The sequence below is a fragment of the Pseudomonas sp. efr-133-TYG-23 genome (genome assembly GCF_030209215.1).
In the GTDB taxonomy this organism is placed as follows: Bacteria; Pseudomonadota; Gammaproteobacteria; order Pseudomonadales; family Pseudomonadaceae; genus Aquipseudomonas; species Aquipseudomonas rhodesiae.
Genome location: NZ_JARVSL010000023.1, coordinates 42388 through 57733, shown reverse-complemented (window position 1 = coordinate 57733; position 15346 = coordinate 42388). Strand labels below are relative to the sequence as shown.

14 protein-coding genes are annotated in these 15346 nt (G+C 60.9%); 8 read left to right on the top strand and 6 right to left on the bottom strand.

Annotated features, from left to right (window positions below):
• The first annotated feature begins 10 nt into the window (after positions 1-10).
• Genes QRN41_RS16980 through QRN41_RS16970 form a run of 3 tightly spaced genes read left to right on the top strand, consistent with a single transcriptional unit; the run spans position 11 to position 3683 of the window.
• The gene (locus QRN41_RS16980; protein ID WP_123478606.1) at positions 11-1819 is read left to right on the top strand and encodes a sensor histidine kinase; all 1809 of its coding nucleotides are present in this window, start codon (positions 11-13) and stop codon (positions 1817-1819) included.
• Positions 1816-3201, top strand: coding sequence for a sigma-54-dependent transcriptional regulator (locus QRN41_RS16975; RefSeq protein WP_034136500.1), 1386 nt, complete (start codon positions 1816-1818; stop codon positions 3199-3201). Before QRN41_RS16980 ends, QRN41_RS16975 begins: the two co-directional genes overlap by 4 nt.
• A 26-nt stretch (positions 3202-3227) precedes the next feature.
• Positions 3228-3683: a thioesterase domain-containing protein gene (locus tag QRN41_RS16970; protein ID WP_094066146.1), complete on the top strand. Its 456-nt coding sequence runs from the start codon at positions 3228-3230 to the stop codon at positions 3681-3683.
• Between the two features lie 62 nt (positions 3684-3745).
• Here the strand turns inward: QRN41_RS16970 and cysQ are convergent, their stop codons facing one another.
• Entirely contained in the window at positions 3746-4582 is an 837-nt protein-coding gene (gene cysQ / locus QRN41_RS16965; RefSeq protein ID WP_285421865.1) for a 3'(2'),5'-bisphosphate nucleotidase CysQ, read from the bottom strand.
• Positions 4579-5145: an ADP compounds hydrolase NudE gene (gene nudE / locus QRN41_RS16960; RefSeq protein ID WP_034095374.1), complete on the bottom strand. Its 567-nt coding sequence runs from the start codon at positions 5143-5145 to the stop codon at positions 4579-4581. Before nudE ends, cysQ begins: the two co-directional genes overlap by 4 nt.
• Positions 5146-5232: 87 nt before the next feature.
• On the opposite strand from nudE, the gene yrfG reads away from it, so the two are divergent.
• Positions 5233-5895 (top strand): GMP/IMP nucleotidase, encoded by a 663-nt coding sequence (gene yrfG, locus QRN41_RS16955; protein ID WP_034095373.1) that lies wholly within the window; start codon positions 5233-5235, stop codon positions 5893-5895.
• A gap of 43 nt (positions 5896-5938) precedes the next feature.
• Here yrfG and lysM read toward each other — a convergent pair whose 3' ends face one another.
• Complete coding sequence (gene lysM, locus QRN41_RS16950) at positions 5939-6379, bottom strand: peptidoglycan-binding protein LysM (protein ID WP_285421864.1); 441 nt, start codon at positions 6377-6379, stop codon at positions 5939-5941.
• A 132-nt stretch (positions 6380-6511) separates the two neighbouring features.
• Here lysM and QRN41_RS16945 point away from each other — a divergent pair, with 132 nt between their 5' ends.
• The 4 genes from QRN41_RS16945 to QRN41_RS16930 all read left to right on the top strand — a co-directional run bounded on the left by QRN41_RS16945 (position 6512) and on the right by QRN41_RS16930 (position 11367).
• Positions 6512-7399, top strand: coding sequence for a LysR family transcriptional regulator (locus tag QRN41_RS16945; protein ID WP_034136496.1), 888 nt, complete (start codon positions 6512-6514; stop codon positions 7397-7399).
• A 96-nt stretch (positions 7400-7495) separates the two neighbouring features.
• Positions 7496-8335 (top strand): formate dehydrogenase accessory sulfurtransferase FdhD, encoded by an 840-nt coding sequence (fdhD, locus tag QRN41_RS16940; RefSeq protein ID WP_034136495.1) that lies wholly within the window; start codon positions 7496-7498, stop codon positions 8333-8335.
• Positions 8332-10680, top strand: coding sequence for an FdhF/YdeP family oxidoreductase (locus QRN41_RS16935; protein ID WP_285421863.1), 2349 nt, complete (start codon positions 8332-8334; stop codon positions 10678-10680). Before fdhD ends, QRN41_RS16935 begins: the two co-directional genes overlap by 4 nt.
• Positions 10681-10887: 207 nt before the next feature.
• Complete coding sequence (locus tag QRN41_RS16930) at positions 10888-11367, top strand: glycine zipper domain-containing protein (RefSeq protein WP_034136493.1); 480 nt, start codon at positions 10888-10890, stop codon at positions 11365-11367.
• A gap of 68 nt (positions 11368-11435) precedes the next feature.
• Here the strand turns inward: QRN41_RS16930 and QRN41_RS16925 are convergent, their stop codons facing one another.
• The 3 genes from QRN41_RS16925 to QRN41_RS16915 form a co-directional block, all read right to left on the bottom strand.
• Positions 11436-11867 (bottom strand): acyl-CoA thioesterase, encoded by a 432-nt coding sequence (locus QRN41_RS16925; protein WP_285421862.1) that lies wholly within the window; start codon positions 11865-11867, stop codon positions 11436-11438.
• 23 nt (positions 11868-11890) lie between these two features.
• Positions 11891-13828 (bottom strand): RecQ family ATP-dependent DNA helicase, encoded by a 1938-nt coding sequence (locus QRN41_RS16920; RefSeq protein ID WP_285421861.1) that lies wholly within the window; start codon positions 13826-13828, stop codon positions 11891-11893.
• A 225-nt stretch (positions 13829-14053) separates the two neighbouring features.
• A complete protein-coding gene (locus QRN41_RS16915; protein WP_213632844.1) occupies positions 14054-15229 on the bottom strand; it encodes a tetratricopeptide repeat protein in 1176 nt (391 codons plus the stop codon).
• Between the last annotated feature and the right edge of the window lie 117 nt (positions 15230-15346).

Genomic DNA, 15346 nt, shown 5'->3' with positions numbered 1-15346 from the left:
CACGACTCCCATGACTCCACCTCTTCCGCGACGACCCCGCTGGCGCAGCCTCGCATTGCTGGCGTTGTGCCTGGCCCCGCTGCTGTGGCCGTTGGAACACCTGGCCGAGCGCTACTATCGCAGTGAGCTGGCCGGACAAAACCGCCAGACCCTCGACCTGTACGTCGCCAACCTGTTGGGTACCCTGCACCGCTACGAAGTACTGCCGCAGATCCTCGGCGATCTGCCCGCCCTGCGCACCGCGCTGGCGGCGCCCGAGGTCAGTACCCACCTGGCCAACGCTAACCTGCTGCTCAAAGACGTGGCGGCCCAGGCCGGCGTGGAAGTGATGTATCTAATGGACACCACCGGTAAGACCCTCGCCGCGTCGAACTGGGATAAACAGGACAGCTTCGTCGGACGTAACTTTTCATTCCGCCCCTACTTCAGTGAAGCCATGGCCGGGCGCTTGGGTCGATTCTTCGGCCTGGGCACCACCTCCGCCAAGCGCGGGTACTTCTTCGCCGCGGCGGTGCGCGACGGTGAAAAAGTCATCGGCGTGCTGGTGGTCAAGGTGGACCTGGATCACACCGAAAGCCTGTGGGGTAACACCCCGGAACAACTGCTGGTCACCGACCACAACGGCGTGGTGATCCTGACGTCACGCCCGCAATGGCGATTCCGCGCCACGCGCCCGCTCACCGCTGAAGAGCGGCAGGCTATCATCGCAATCCAGCCCTACCCGACCCGCGATCCACAGCCGCTGAACCTGAGCAGCACCGCCTGGTTGCGCCAGTCCACGGCCATCGCCGAAACCGGCTGGAACGTGGAAATCCTCGCGCCGAAATCCTTGATCAGCCGCCCGGTGCGCACCGTGGTGGCCGTGGGCGGCGCGGCACTGCTGGTGTTGATGCTGTTGCTCGGTCTGTTGATGCAGCGCCGTCGCCACTATCTGGAGCGTATTGCCTTTGAGGCCAAAGCCCGCCGCGAACTGGAAATGCGTGTGGCCGAACGGACCAGCGACCTGGAAGGCCTTAACCGACGCCTGAAACAAGAAGTGCTGGAGCGCGAACACGCCCAGCAGGAACTGGTACGCGCCCAGGATGACCTGGTACAGGCCGGCAAGCTGTCGGCGCTGGGGACCATGTCGGCGAGCATCAGCCACGAACTCAATCAGCCCTTGGCTGCGATCCGCAGCTACGCCGAAAACGCCGAGATCCTGCTCGATCACCAGCGCACCGACGACGCGCGCGGCAACCTCAAGCTGATCAGCGAACTGACCGGGCGCATGGCCTCGATCATCGCCCACCTGCGCGCCTTTGCCCGCCGCGACCGCCATGCCCCCGAGAGCGTGGCGCTGCAACCGGCGCTCGATGACGCCCTGGCGCTGCTGGCCAAGCGCCGCCGCTCGATGGAAGTGGAATTGATCCGCGATCTGCCGGAAGCCACGCTGTGGGTGCAGGCCGGCGAAACCCGCCTGCGCCAGGTGCTGGGCAACCTGCTGGCCAACGCCCTGGACGCGCTGACCGAAAAAGGCCAGCCGCGCAAACTCTGGCTGAGTGCCGAAACCACCGAGCAAGGCGTCAACCTGTACATTCGCGACAACGGCCCAGGCTTTTGCATGGAAGCCCTGGGCCGCGCCAGCGAGCCGTTCTATACCACCAAGACGCGCACACAAGGCCTTGGGCTGGGCCTGGCCATCTGTGAAACCCTGATGCGCGCCTTTGGCGGCGAACTGCTGTTTGCCAACCACAAGGAAGGCGGCGCGCTGTTAACTTTGAAATTGCGTGCCGGTTCGCCGGGCGTCAGTCTGCAACCGTCCGAGGACCGCAGTGTATGAGTATCGATAACCAGATTCAGGTGGTGCTGATCGACGACGACCCGCACTTGCGTCAGGCCCTGTGCCAGACCCTGGACCTGGCCGGGTTGAAGGTCCTGCCTTTGGCCGAAGCCACCGGCCTCACCGCGCAGCTGTCGCGGGACTGGCCGGGGGTGGTGGTCAGCGACATCCGCATGCCCGGCATGGACGGCCTGGAACTGTTGGCCGAGCTGCACGGCCAGGACCCGGATCTACCGGTGTTGCTGATCACCGGCCACGGTGATGTACCGCTGGCTGTGCAAGCCATGCGCGCCGGGGCCTATGACTTTCTCGAAAAGCCTTTCGCCAGCGACGCTTTGCTCGATAGCGTGCGCCGCGCCCTGGCTTTGCGTCGATTGGTGCTGGACAACCGCAGCCTGCGCCTGGCCCTTAGCGACCGCCAGCAACTGAGCACGCGCCTGGTGGGGCATTCGCCGCAGATGCTGCGCCTGCGCGAGCAGATCGGCGCCCTGGCCGCAACCAAGGCCGACGTGCTGATCCTCGGCGAAACCGGCGCCGGTAAAGAAGTGGTGGCGCGCGCGTTGCACGATCTATCGAGCCGACGCAGCGGGCCGTTCGTGGCGATCAACGCCGGGGCCCTGGCCGAGTCGGTGGTCGAAAGCGAACTGTTCGGCCATGAACCCGGCGCATTTACCGGTGCGCAGAAGCGCCGCATCGGTAAGTTCGAGTTTGCCAATGGCGGTACGTTGTTTCTGGATGAAATCGAAAGCATGAGCCTGGATGTGCAGGTCAAACTCCTGCGCCTGTTACAGGAGCGCGTGGTAGAGCGCCTGGGCGGCAACCAGTTGATCCCACTGGACATCCGCATCATCGCCGCGACCAAGGAAGACCTGCGCCAGGCCGCCGACCAGGGCCGCTTCCGCGCCGACCTGTATTACCGTCTCAACGTGGCGCCGCTGCGCATCCCGCCGTTGCGCGAACGGGGCGAGGATGCGCTGATGTTGTTCCAACACTTTGCCGACGAGGCCAGCAGTCGCCATGGCCTGCCGCTACACGAACTGCAACCGGGCCAGCGCGCATTGCTGTTGCGCCACAGCTGGCCGGGTAATGTGCGGGAACTGCAGAATGCCGCCGAGCGCTTTGCACTGGGCCTGGAGCTGGCCCTGGACAGCTCGGCGGACAACCCCACCGGCAGCGTGCTGACATCCACGCCGGGCGGCTTGAGCGAACAGGTCGAACAGTTCGAAAAAAGCCTGATCGCCGCCGAACTCGCCCGCCCCCACAGTTCTCTGCGCAGCCTCGCCGAAGCCCTCGGCGTACCGCGCAAGACCTTGCACGACAAACTACGCAAGCACGGGCTGAACTTCGCCGACAGCGCCCAGCACAGTGCCGACGACGAATGACCCTTCCTACCCGCCAAGAGGCCACCATGAGCCGCGACAGCCGTTACCTGGAATCCATCCTTCACCATGACATTCCCCTGACCCGGGAAATGGGGCTCAAGGTGCTCGACTGGCAAGATCGCCAGTTGCAGCTGCACCTGCCCTTGCAAGCCAATATCAACCACAAGAGCACCATGTTCGGCGGCAGCCTCTACTGCGGCGCGGTGCTGGCGGGCTGGGGTTGGTTGCACCTGCAGTTGCGCGAGGAAGGTATCGAGGACGGGCATATCGTGATTCAGGAGGGGCAGATCAGTTATCCGTTGCCGGTGACACAGGACGCCACGGTGATTTGCCAGGCGCCGGAGGAAAAGGTGTGGAAGCGTTTTTTAGCCACCTACAAGCGCTATGGGCGGGCGCGGTTGACGTTGGACACCTGGATCGTGAATGAGGGCAGTGACGAAAGAGCGGTCGCCTTCACTGGCCAATACGTCCTGCACCGCTAGAACCCCCTACACAAAACAACTGTGGGACGGGGCTAGCTCCCACAGTCAGCTCGCTTGAGGTCTTAAGAACGCGCCAAGCTCAGCAAACGTTCACGCCAGGCCGCCTTGGCCGGCAGCGCCAAAAAGAACGGATTGAGCAGCGATTCCCGCGCCGGATAACTGAACGGCGCACCGCTCAACTCCAGCACTTCGCCACCGGCACCTTCCAGCACGCCTTGGGCGGCAGCGGTGTCCCACTGTGAGGTCGGAGCCAGGCGCGGGTAGCAATCGGCGCTGCCTTCGGCCAGCAGGCAAAACTTCAACGAACTGCCGATATTCGCCAGCTCCAGTTTGCCCAGCCCTTCGCTCAGCCCCTCCAGCAATCGCTCCTGCTCAGGGCTGGTGTGTCGACGACTGGCCACCACCGTAAAGCACTCGCCCTCCGCCGGCGCTTGGCGCACTTGAATCTGCCGTGGGGCTTCATTGACATCCGAACGCCACGCCCCCAGGCCCGCGCCACCGAAGTAGCAACGGCCACTGGTGGGCATCGAGACCACGCCAAACACAACGCGGCCCTGTTCGATCAGCGCGATATTGACGGTGAACTCTTCGCTGCCGGCGATGAATTCCTTGGTGCCGTCCAGCGGGTCCACCAGCCACCAGCGTTGCCAGCTGGCACGCACGCTTTGGTCGATATCGGCATCTTCCTCGGAGAGCACCGGGATGCTGGGGTCCAGGGCCGTCAGGCCGGCGAGGATCAGGTGGTGCGCCGCCAGGTCCGCCGCCGTCACCGGCGAGTCATCGGCCTTGGAGGTCACGGCCACATCCGCGCGCCAGTACGGCAGGATCGCTTCACCCGCCTGGCGGGCCAGTTCAATGACAGGGGCGATAAACGGGTGGCCCAGGAACAGTTCGCTCATGCGTTGAAGGCTCCACGCTGGGTCAACAGATCGCGCACCAGGTACAACGCGGCAAGGGCGCGACCTTCACTGAATTGCTCGTTCTGCGCCAGGCTCGACAGCTCGCGCAGATTGACCTTGTCCACCCGCATCGGCTCGGGCTCATCGCCTTCCAGACGTTCTTCGTACAGATCGGTAGCCAGCACCACTTGGATTTTCTGACTCATATAGCCAGGCGACAGCGACAACTCGGTAATGTGCTCCAACTGCCGGGCACCGTAGCCTGCCTCTTCCTTGAGTTCCCGATCCGCGGCCGCCAGCACATCTTCACCGGGCTCGATCAAGCCTTTGGGCAGCGACACTTCATATTCATCCGTGCCGCCGCAGTACTCTTCCACCAGCAACGCATGGTCCTCATCGATCATCGCCACGATCATCACCGCGCCGTAACCGTTCCCCCGGCCCACCAGGCGCTCGTAGGTCCGTTCAACGCCATTGGCAAAGCGCAACTGCACTTCCTCCACGCGGAACAAACGGCTACTGGCGACTATTTCGCGGGCGAGGACGGTGGGTTTCTGGCGCATAAGCGGCTCCTTGGCGTGATCGGGTTACTATACCGTGGCTTTTCCGATTGTCTGTGTCGGATATCTTTACTTACATGAGAACGCCCCATGCCATCTTTGCCCTGGCACGCCATCGACACCGTCCTGCTGGACATGGACGGCACCCTGCTGGACCTGCATTACGACAACCATTTCTGGATGGAACACCTGCCTCAGCGTTACGCCGAGCTGCATGGCGTCAGCCGCGCCATGGCCGAGATGGAATTGCAGCCCCTGTTCGAGCGTAACGCTGGACAGTTGCAATGGTATTGCCTGGACTTCTGGAGCGCAGAACTCAACCTCCCGGTGCGCGAACTCAAGCTGGAGACCGCGCACCTGATCGCCCTGCGCCCGGATGCCGACACGTTTTTGCAGGCCATCAAACAGGCCGGCAAGCGGGTGATCCTGATCACCAACGCTCACCGCGACTCGCTGTCGTTGAAGTTGGAACGCATCGAGCTGGCGCCCTATTTCGAACGGTTGATCAGTTCCCACGACTACGGTTTCGCGAAGGAAAACCCGCAATTCTGGGACGCTTTGCAAGCTGATATAGAGTTCGACCCGGCCCGCAGTCTGTTTATCGACGACACCCTGCCGATCCTGCGCAGCGCCGGGGCGTTTGGCGTAAGGCATTTGCTGGCGGTAAAAGAACCGGATAGCAAGAAGGGGCCGAAAGACACTGGCGAGTTTGCAGCGGTCGGTGACTACCGCGATCTTATTGTCGGTCTCTGAGGTGAGAGGGGCGATGAGCCCCCACCCACCTTTCTTCCGTGTATTACTCAGGAATACGCAGCGTCTGCCCTGGGTAGATTTTGTCCGGGTGCGACAACAGCGGCTTGTTGGCTTCGAAGATCTTGTTGTACTGGTTGGCGTTGCCATACACCGCCAGAGAAATCGCACTTAGAGTGTCGCCCTCTTTCACAACGACGAAACGTGCGGCAGCCACCACCGGGCCGGATACGGTGATCTGGTCGTCCACACTCGCAACACCTTTAATGTTGCCCAGCGCCAGCAGAATTTTCTCTTTCTCTTCCTGGCTGGCGACTTCACCGGTGACGATCACCTTGTCACCCTCCACCTTGGTCTGCACGTTCGGATTACCCAGACCCACCTTGGCCACGTGTTCCTTCAACTGCTCACTGGCATTGGCATTACCCGGCGTCAACAGGTCGATCAACTTCTCGCCGGCTTCCTTAACAAAGCTAAAAAGACTCATGGTGCGCTCTCCTTGGGATATGAATTCCAGATGCCCAAGACTAGACCAGTCCTGCACACTTGGGTTCCAGACCGACCAAAGACCCAAACGCGCTAGAATCCCCCCGCCATTGGAATAAGCCCTGGAGCGAAGATGGACATCAAACAGCTGAAATTCCTCATCGCCCTCGACGAGACCCGTCACTTCGGCCAGGCCGCAGCCCGTTGCCATATCACCCAACCCACGTTATCGATGCGCCTGCGCAGCCTGGAAGAAGAGCTGGACTTGCCGCTGGTCAACCGTGGCCAGCGCTTCGAAGGCTTTACCGCGCCAGGCGAACGGGTACTGGCGTGGGCGCGGACGGTGCTGGCGGCCTACGACGGTTTGCAGGCTGAAGCGGCAGCGTGTCGCGGCAACCTGGTGGGCACGTTGCGCCTGGGGGTGGTGCCGTTGTCGAGCTTCGATCCCTTGGCACTGATGCAGCAGTTGCATAAAGAGCATCCGAACCTGCGCTTCGAGCTGTCGGCGCTCAGTTCCGAGCAGATCCTCGAACAACTGGCCAGCAATCGCCTGGACCTGGGCGTGTCGTACCTGGAGCGTCTCGACACGGAACGCTTCGACTCCCTGGCCCTGGGCGAAACCCGCATGGGGCTGCTATATGACCAGCGTTTCTTCAGCTTCGGCGACACACCGTTGAGCTGGGAAGCGCTGATCGAACTGCCGCTGGGCATGCTCACCAGCGGCATGCACTTTCGCCAATCCATCGACCACAACTTCCACAGTCGCGGCCTGCACCCACAACCGCTGCTGCAGACCGATGCCGTCCATCAGTTATTGCAGGCGGTGCATGGCGGTTTGTGTTGCGCGGTCATGCCCCTGGAGGGCGGGCTGGATGCCCTCACCGAACACCTGCGCCTGCAACCGATCGAAAACGCCCACACCCTCGCGCGGCTGGGGCTGATCATGCGTCGCAGTGCACCGCGTTCGGCATTGGCCGAGGCGTGCTTTGCGCTGTATCAGAAATCGCAAATAGAGCCTTGATCGACGTCATCTATCGGTGCATCAGTACTGGCAATTAGACGCGACGCTTTGTCGCGCCTAGTCTAAACACTGATCAATCCGCCGGTGGTACGCCAAATGAACGCCCAGCGCCCAGCCTGCGCGGCGCCTGCTGCACAAACGCCCGCGTCGGCCGCCAGCCAGAGCTACCAGTATTGCACCCTCGAACACTCAGACGTCGCCAGCACCGCGCTGGCCGAAGAAGTGGCGTTGGCGATCGCCTATAACGACATCAGCCAAGCGGTGATGCTGGTGACGCCTACGGATCTGGAAGACTTTATCGTCGGCTTCAGCCTGGGCAGCGGCATCATCGCCGACATCAGCGATATCTACGACCTGAAGCTTAGCGGCTCGGGCTCTGCGCAATACGCCCAGGTACAGATTTCCAGCCGCGCGTTCTGGAACCTCAAGCAGCAGCGTCGTCAGTTAGCGGGCACCAGCGGCTGTGGCTTATGCGGCGTAGAAGCCGTGGAACAGGCCCTGCCGGATCTGCAAGTGCTGGCCGGCGCGCCCCTGCCGCCTGCTGAGTGGCTCGACGGCCTGCGCCAGCGCATCAGCGCGTTCCAGCCCCTCGGCCAGCACAGCGGTGCGGTGCACGCGGCGGTGTTTATGAATAATCAGGGCGAATTGTTGCTGGGCCGCGAAGACATTGGCCGGCACAACGCTCTGGATAAGTTGATCGGTGCATTGGTCCGTCAACAAATTCCAACCGACGGCGGCGTGGCGATTGTCACCAGCCGTTGCAGCCTCGAATTGATCCAGAAAGTCCTGCGCGCGGGCATCCAGACCCTGGTCAGCCTGTCGTCGCCCACCGGCCTGGCCTTGCAATGGGCCCGTCGGCACAACCTCAATCTCATCCACCTGCCGCAGAAAAGTGCGCCGCGGGTCTACAGCCCTGCGATGGAGAACCAGCCGTGAGCAATCATCATCAAGCCGACCAAACCCCCACACCGCGCTATAAGCCATACAAAGGCCCGGCAGGCGGCTGGGGCGCGCTGATCAGTGTGGCGCAGGCGTGGTTGACCAGCGATAACGCGCTGAAAAACCTGCGCATGATGCTCAAGACCAACCAGAACGGCGGCTTCGACTGCCCAGGCTGTGCTTGGGGCGACTCGCCGGAAAGCGGCATGGTCAAGTTCTGCGAAAACGGCGCCAAAGCCGTCAACTGGGAAGCCACCAAGCGCCGGGTGGATGCGGCGTTTTTCGCCAAGCACAGCGTGACGTCGCTGCTGGAGCAAAGTGACTATTGGCTGGAATACCAAGGCCGCCTGACCGAGCCGATGCGCTACGACGCCGCAACCGACCGTTACAAATCCATCAGTTGGGAAGCGGCCTTCGACCTGATCGGCCAGCACCTCAATGCCCTGCCCAGCCCGGACATGGCCGAGTTCTATACCTCCGGCCGCGCCAGCAATGAAGCCGCGTACCTATACCAATTGTTTGTACGCGCCTATGGCACCAACAACTTCCCGGACTGTTCGAACATGTGCCACGAAGCCAGCGGCGTGGCCCTGGCGCAAAGCGTGGGGGTCGGCAAAGGCACCGTGACCTTTGATGACTTCGAACACGCCGACGCGATTTTCGTGTGGGGCCAAAACCCTGGCACCAACCATCCGCGCATGCTCGAACCCCTGCGCGAAGCGGTCAAACGTGGCGCCCAGGTGGTGTGCATCAACCCGCTCAAGGAGCGCGGCCTGGAACGCTTCCAGCACCCGCAGCACCCGCTGGAGATGCTCACCAACGGCGACAAACCGACCAACACCGCGTACTTCCGCCCGGCGCTGGGCGGCGATATGGCGATCCTGCGCGGCATGGCCAAATTCCTGTTGCTGTGGGAACGCCAGGCGCAGGCCGAAGGCACCGAAACGGTGTTCGACCATGACTTCCTCAACGAACACACCGCCAATGTGCTGGAGTACCTGGGCCAGATCGACGATACCTCTTGGGAGGAGATCGTCGAGCAGTCAGGCCTGAGCCTGGTTGAAATCGAGCAAGCGGCGCGTATGTACGCCAAAGGCAAGAACGTGATCATGTGCTGGGCGATGGGTATCACCCAGCACCGCCACTCGGTGCCGACCATCCAGGAAATCGCCAACCTGATGTTGCTGCGCGGCAATATCGGCCGCCCGGGCGCCGGGCTGTGCCCGGTACGCGGCCACAGCAACGTGCAGGGCGACCGCACCATGGGCATTAACGAGCGCCCGCCGGTTGCGTTCCTTGATTCCCTTGAGCGTCGCTTCCAGTTTCAGGTGCCGCGCACCAATGGCCACAACGTGGTCGAAGCGATCCACGCCATGCTCGAAGGACGCTCCAAAGTATTTATCGGCCTGGGCGGCAACTTCGCCCAAGCCACGCCGGACAGCACGCGCACCTTCCAAGCGTTGCGCAACTGCGACCTGACCGTGCAGATCAGCACCAAGCTCAACCGCAGCCATCTGATGCACGGCAAAGACGCCCTGATCCTGCCGTGCCTGGGCCGTACCGACATCGATATCCAGGCCGAAGGCCCGCAGGCGGTGACGGTGGAGGACTCGTTCAGCATGGTCCACGGCTCCAATGGTCAATTGCAGCCGCTGTCGAGCCTGATGAAATCCGAGCCGGCGATTCTGGCCGGCGTTGCCGCCGCGACCCTGGGCAGCCAGCCGGTGGACTGGAACTGGCTGGTGGCCGACTACGGGCGCATCCGCGATCTAATTGCCGACACCATTCCAGGCTTTAAGGATTTCAACGAAAAAATCAAAAACCCGGGCGGCTTCTACCTGGGCAATGCGGCCGGTGCGCGCAAATGGAACACGCCGTCGACACGCGCCAACTTCCGCCCGAACGTGCTGCCCAAGGATCTGATCCACGAGCGCACCCACGCCACTGGCCGGGTGCCGGACCTGATCATGCAGTCGATGCGCTCCCACGATCAGTACAACACCACGATCTATGGCCTGGACGACCGCTACCGTGGGGTCAAAGGTCAGCGTGACGTGCTGTTCGTCAACGAAGCCGACATCATCCGTCTGGGCTTCAAGCCAGGGCAGAAGGCTGACATCGTGTCGCTGTGGGAAGACGGCCGTGAGCGTCGTGTAAAGGGCTTCACCTTGCTGGCATTTGATATTCCAGCTGGGCAAGCAGCCGCTTATTACCCGGAAGTGAACCCACTGGTGCCGCTCGAAAGCACAGGCGATGGCAGCCATACGCCAACGTCGAAATTTGTAGCGATTCGTCTGGAAGCGGCGAGCGAGAGCGGTTTGATCATGTCGCGCTCGGCCTGATCGATCATTTCGGACACAAAAAAAGGCCGCTTTTGCATAAAAGCGGCCGTTCCGAAGTAGCTAATGACTCGTAAAAAACACTTAAGTTCCCTATTCAAAACAGTAACTTAGAGAATTGTGTACAACTCGTGTTACTGGTCGGATTTCTATTGTCACAATGTCAATACAGCCTCAGGATCGCGCCGTCATCCCCTTGAGGTTTCCCGAATGAAGTTCTCCTCGATTCTCTTGTTGTCCCTTGGCCTGGTCAGTGGCGCAGCCATGGCCGGTGGCACCACCGAAGCCGGTGTGGGCGGCGCATTGGGCGGGGTTCTAGGTTCTGTGGTCGGCCAGCAGTTGGGCGGCAACACCGGTTCGACGATCGGCGCAGCCCTGGGCGGCGCGGGCGGTAGCGCGGTCGGCGCCGACAAGCGTAGCCGTGGCGAAGCAGCCATCGGCGGCGCATTGGGCGCCGCGGGCGGCAACGTGGTAGGCCGCAGTGTCGGCGGCAGCACCGGCGCGCTGATCGGCTCAGCAGCAGGCGGTGGCGCCGGCGGTGCCTTGGGCAATTACATGGGCAATAAGAGCGATGACGATGACCGTCATTATCGTGGCCGCGACGACCGTCGCTACTACCGTGACGATCACCCAGGCCGTGGCCATGCTTACGGGCATCGCAAGAACAAGCACCACTACCGCCACCGTTGATTCCTTAAAAACACAGCAAAACCCCATGTGGCAGGAGGCTTGCCCTCCTCCCACATGGGTTGCTGCGGTCACACCACCAATCTCTGCAATGCATCGCGCAACATTCCCGGAATCGTCACCGGCTGGTTCGTCCCCCGATCCACAAACACATGCACAAAACGCCCCGCCGCACAGGCATCCTCCTCGTCTGCTTTAAACACCGCCAACTCGTACTGCACTGAGCTATTGCCCAGCTTGCCTACGCGCAGGCCGATCTCAATGCGCTCAGGGTAAGCGATCGACGCAAAGTAATCGCACGACGAACTGACCACAAACCCAACCACTTCGCCGTCATGTATATCCAGCCCGCCCTGGTCGATCAGGTAGGTATTCACCGCCGTGTCGAAGAAGCTGTAATAGGTGACGTTGTTAACATGGCCATACACATCGTTGTCGTGCCAGCGCGTAATGATCGGCTGGAAGTGACGGTAATCAGCACGTTGCGGCATTGAGTCAGGCATCGGCACCTCTCTTCGAATGGGCGTTACAGTTCGTTCAAATGGGCCTGGGCCCAGGCGCGAACCTCGGCATAGGGATAGTCTTCCAACGCGGCAAAACCGGGAATAGTTCGTGCCTTCAACTTGGTGAACAACGGCACGCTGATACCGCCCAGGAAGCGCGTCAGGCGCTCGGCGCCGGGTAGGTGACCGGTGTGCTCATGATGCCTGTGGATAAAATCACCGCACAGCCCCATAAAGTTTTTATCCACAAGCGCCGGCAAGCTCGGCGGCGGCGGCAGGTGCGCCACCTGGCCATGGCAGACCGAACAATGCCCGCAACGTTGAGGCGCGTTTTCATCGCCGAAATAGCGTGCCAGTCGCTGCCCCAAGCAGTGCTCGGTGGCGAACAGCTCCAGCATGGCGTGAATCCGCGCCACCTGCGCAAGCTCGTGCTGCTTGAAGCCTGTGTATAACTCCTGGCTCAGCGCCTGTGGATCAAATTCGGTATTCAGCAGGCTGTAGACTTCGGTCATCTGCTTGCTTTCCAGCTCGATCAGACCCTGCTCCTGAAAATAATCCAGGGCCTTCACCACACGGCTGCGCACGGCATTGTGCTGCTGGTGGAGCGCGTCGAAATCTACCGTCGCCCAGGTTTTTGCCCGCTTGCACACCTGAATGATCGCCGCTACAAACTGCTGCCGTTCACCGGAAAACCGCGCCAACAATGCCTCGGGCTCGACCAGGTACTTAAACCGGTATTCGGCGTAGAACGCATAGCGCGGCGCGATTACGCCCCTGAGCTCCAGTTGCACCAGCAGCGTCTTGAGTGGCAGTTCGCGGATATTACTGTGATCCGCCAATGACCTGAGCAGGAACTCCCACTGCCCTTCGCCCCGAGCTGCCTGCAACTGCTCCAGTACCCGCAGGATGCCTTCCTGTTCGGGCGTATCGCCGTATACAAAGTTTTCCAGCACATTGAGGCTGTCGCGATTGGCCAGCACCAAACAGTCGGACGGCCGGCCATCGCGACCGGCGCGGCCGATTTCCTGGCTGTAGTTTTCAATGGATTTGGGCAGGTCGAAGTGCACCACATTGCGGATGTCACTTTTGTCGATCCCCATACCAAACGCGATGGTGGCCACGATGCAATTGGAACGCCCCTCCATGAAGCGCTGCTGAATGCCCTCGCGCTTATCGTGGGGCAGACCGGCGTGATAAGCCTCGGCCTGGATGCCATGACGGTTCAGGTGTTCGGCAATCTGCTCGGCGGTTTTCTGCAGGGTGACGTAGACGATACTTGGCTGGCCGGCCCGCTCGTTCATCCACTGGATCAACCTGCGACGCTTGTCTGCACCGCTCACCGGCTCCACTAACAGGTTAAGGTTGGGCCGGTAGAAGCCGGTGGTGACCACATCGTTCGCGGCGATGGCGAACTTCGTCTGCATATCGGCAATCACCTCGGGCGTCGCCGTAGCCGTCAGCAAAAGCGCCTGTGGGATATTGAACTGACGCTGGTAGTCCGGCAGCTTCAGATAGTCCGGACGAAAGTTGTGGCCCCATTCGGAAATACAGTGGGCTTCATCCACCACTAGCAGCGATATCCGCACGCTCTGCAGAAAGTTGCGAAAACGCTCGTTCTTCAAGCGCTCCACGGAAATCATCAGGATTTTCAACTCGCCGGAACGCGCCCGGGCCATCACGTCATTGGCGTCCTCGCGGCTTTGCGCCGAATCGATACTGCCCGCCGAAATACCGTGACGCTGCAGGAAGCCCAATTGATCCTGCATCAGCGCCAGCAGCGGCGATACCACCAACGTCAAATGTGGCAGCAACACCGCCGACAGCTGGTAACACAGAGACTTACCCGATCCGGTCGGGAAAATGGCGGCGGCCGAACGCCCGGCCAGCACAGCTCTGACGGTGTCTTCCTGGCCCGTACGAAACTGTGGATAACCAAAAACCTGCTGGAGGGTGTCGTGCATAGGCTGTCACTCCATTGACCGCTGAAGGTGGCTTTAAAACGTAGTTCAGCCGGTTCAGCGAATCGAGAAAGATCGCATGGAAAAACGAGACAGGATGATACACAGGGTGCAGCCATGGCCTTGGGCCAAATTCGACAAGGGAGACTGTGGTTGTAGGAACACCACAAAAAACTGTGGGAGGGCCGCCCCCTCCCACAGTTGTTCAGAACAGCGCTAAGTGCTGAATCAGCGGTTCTGCACGCGCTCAATCGCCGTGTCATACACCGGGTTAGCCTTCTGTTCCTTGGCCAACTGGTAGTGACGCAACGCGTCAGAGAATTGCCCGGCCGCTTCGTAGATCCGGGCGATGTTGTAGTAAGCACCGGCACGTACAGTCGCGGCGTTCGCACCAGTGGCCAGGGCGATGGCCTTGCGGTTGGCCCAGATCGACTCGGCGGTGTTACCGGCCTTCTGATAGGCCAAGCCCAGGTTGCCGTAGGCTTTACCGAAGCTGTTATCCAGGTCGATGGCCTGACGGAACAACTCGATGGCCTGATCCAGTTTGCCGGCCTGGTAGGCCGCTTCACCTTGCACGTTCAGACGTTTCGCATCCGCTTGTGCGGAGGAGCTAACGGCTACTGCCGTTACCGCGACGCTGTCATCCAGCAGCGGTTTGACTGCGTCGAGCACGTCCTTGGCGTCCACCTTTACACCGCTGAAGGTGTTGATGTCCTGGAAGTCACCGCTGCCGGTCATGCGGAACACGGTCCACAGGTTGCCGCTGCGGTTCTTCGGCACATAGTAAGTGCGCACTAGGGACTGGCCCATGTACACAAACACCTTGGCTTCGCTGTTGGACAGCTGGCGCGAGCCCGGATTGGCAATGTTGGTGAAGTCATGCACGGCATATACATAACTTTCGCCGTAGTGTTTTTTCTGCAGGGTGATGGTTTCCGGGCCATAACTGTCGACGTCGTCCACGTCCAACTCGGCGTCGGTACCCTGCTTGTTTTCGAAGTAGATATTGTTGCCCGGGAAGATCATGTGGGAATCGAGATCTTCCGGCGTCTTGCCCCAGGTCAGCACGACACGCAGGCCGTCGAGATTCTCCATAACCGGGCTGATCGCATAGGTCATGCCCGCACAGGGACACTTGACCACCAGGTTGGAATAGCCAGGCTTTTTGATGATCAGCAGATTGCTCGCATCATCGGCGGCTTCGCTGGTCAGCGTCACTTGGCCTTGGGCGTTGGTGCGGCCCACCACGTTTTGTGCGCCATTGCGCTGCAGCAATACTTCGGCGTCGGCGATTTTCTGGTCCTTGACCACCGCACTGAGCACTTCGATCGGCAATTGCTCAGCCTGGATCGAAAAAGCTACCGCACACAATGACATCGCCGAAGCAACACGAAGCAAACCCATGCTTAACTCCCTTTAATTAGAGGGCGGAATCGCCCTACAAGATTTTGCGGTGAAACATACGCTGAATTCAGCTCGATGGCAGAGTATTTATACAAAATGTGACATGGTTTTTATCCC

Bases quoted from the DNA above. Each gene is read 5' to 3' on its own strand.
- QRN41_RS16980 (WP_123478606.1), top strand. From the start codon at position 11: ATGACTCCACCTCTTCCGCGACGACCCCGCTGGCGCAGCCTCGCATTG.
- QRN41_RS16975 (WP_034136500.1), top strand. From the start codon at position 1,816: ATGAGTATCGATAACCAGATTCAGGTGGTGCTGATCGACGACGACCCG.
- QRN41_RS16970 (WP_094066146.1), top strand. From the start codon at position 3,228: ATGAGCCGCGACAGCCGTTACCTGGAATCCATCCTTCACCATGACATT.
- cysQ (WP_285421865.1), bottom strand. From the start codon at position 4,582: ATGAGCGAACTGTTCCTGGGCCACCCGTTTATCGCCCCTGTCATTGAA.
- nudE (WP_034095374.1), bottom strand. From the start codon at position 5,145: ATGCGCCAGAAACCCACCGTCCTCGCCCGCGAAATAGTCGCCAGTAGC.
- yrfG (WP_034095373.1), top strand. From the start codon at position 5,233: ATGCCATCTTTGCCCTGGCACGCCATCGACACCGTCCTGCTGGACATG.
- lysM (WP_285421864.1), bottom strand. From the start codon at position 6,379: ATGAGTCTTTTTAGCTTTGTTAAGGAAGCCGGCGAGAAGTTGATCGAC.
- QRN41_RS16945 (WP_034136496.1), top strand. From the start codon at position 6,512: ATGGACATCAAACAGCTGAAATTCCTCATCGCCCTCGACGAGACCCGT.
- fdhD (WP_034136495.1), top strand. From the start codon at position 7,496: ATGAACGCCCAGCGCCCAGCCTGCGCGGCGCCTGCTGCACAAACGCCC.
- QRN41_RS16930 (WP_034136493.1), top strand. From the start codon at position 10,888: ATGAAGTTCTCCTCGATTCTCTTGTTGTCCCTTGGCCTGGTCAGTGGC.
- QRN41_RS16925 (WP_285421862.1), bottom strand. From the start codon at position 11,867: ATGCCTGACTCAATGCCGCAACGTGCTGATTACCGTCACTTCCAGCCG.
- QRN41_RS16920 (WP_285421861.1), bottom strand. From the start codon at position 13,828: ATGCACGACACCCTCCAGCAGGTTTTTGGTTATCCACAGTTTCGTACG.
- QRN41_RS16915 (WP_213632844.1), bottom strand. From the start codon at position 15,229: ATGGGTTTGCTTCGTGTTGCTTCGGCGATGTCATTGTGTGCGGTAGCT.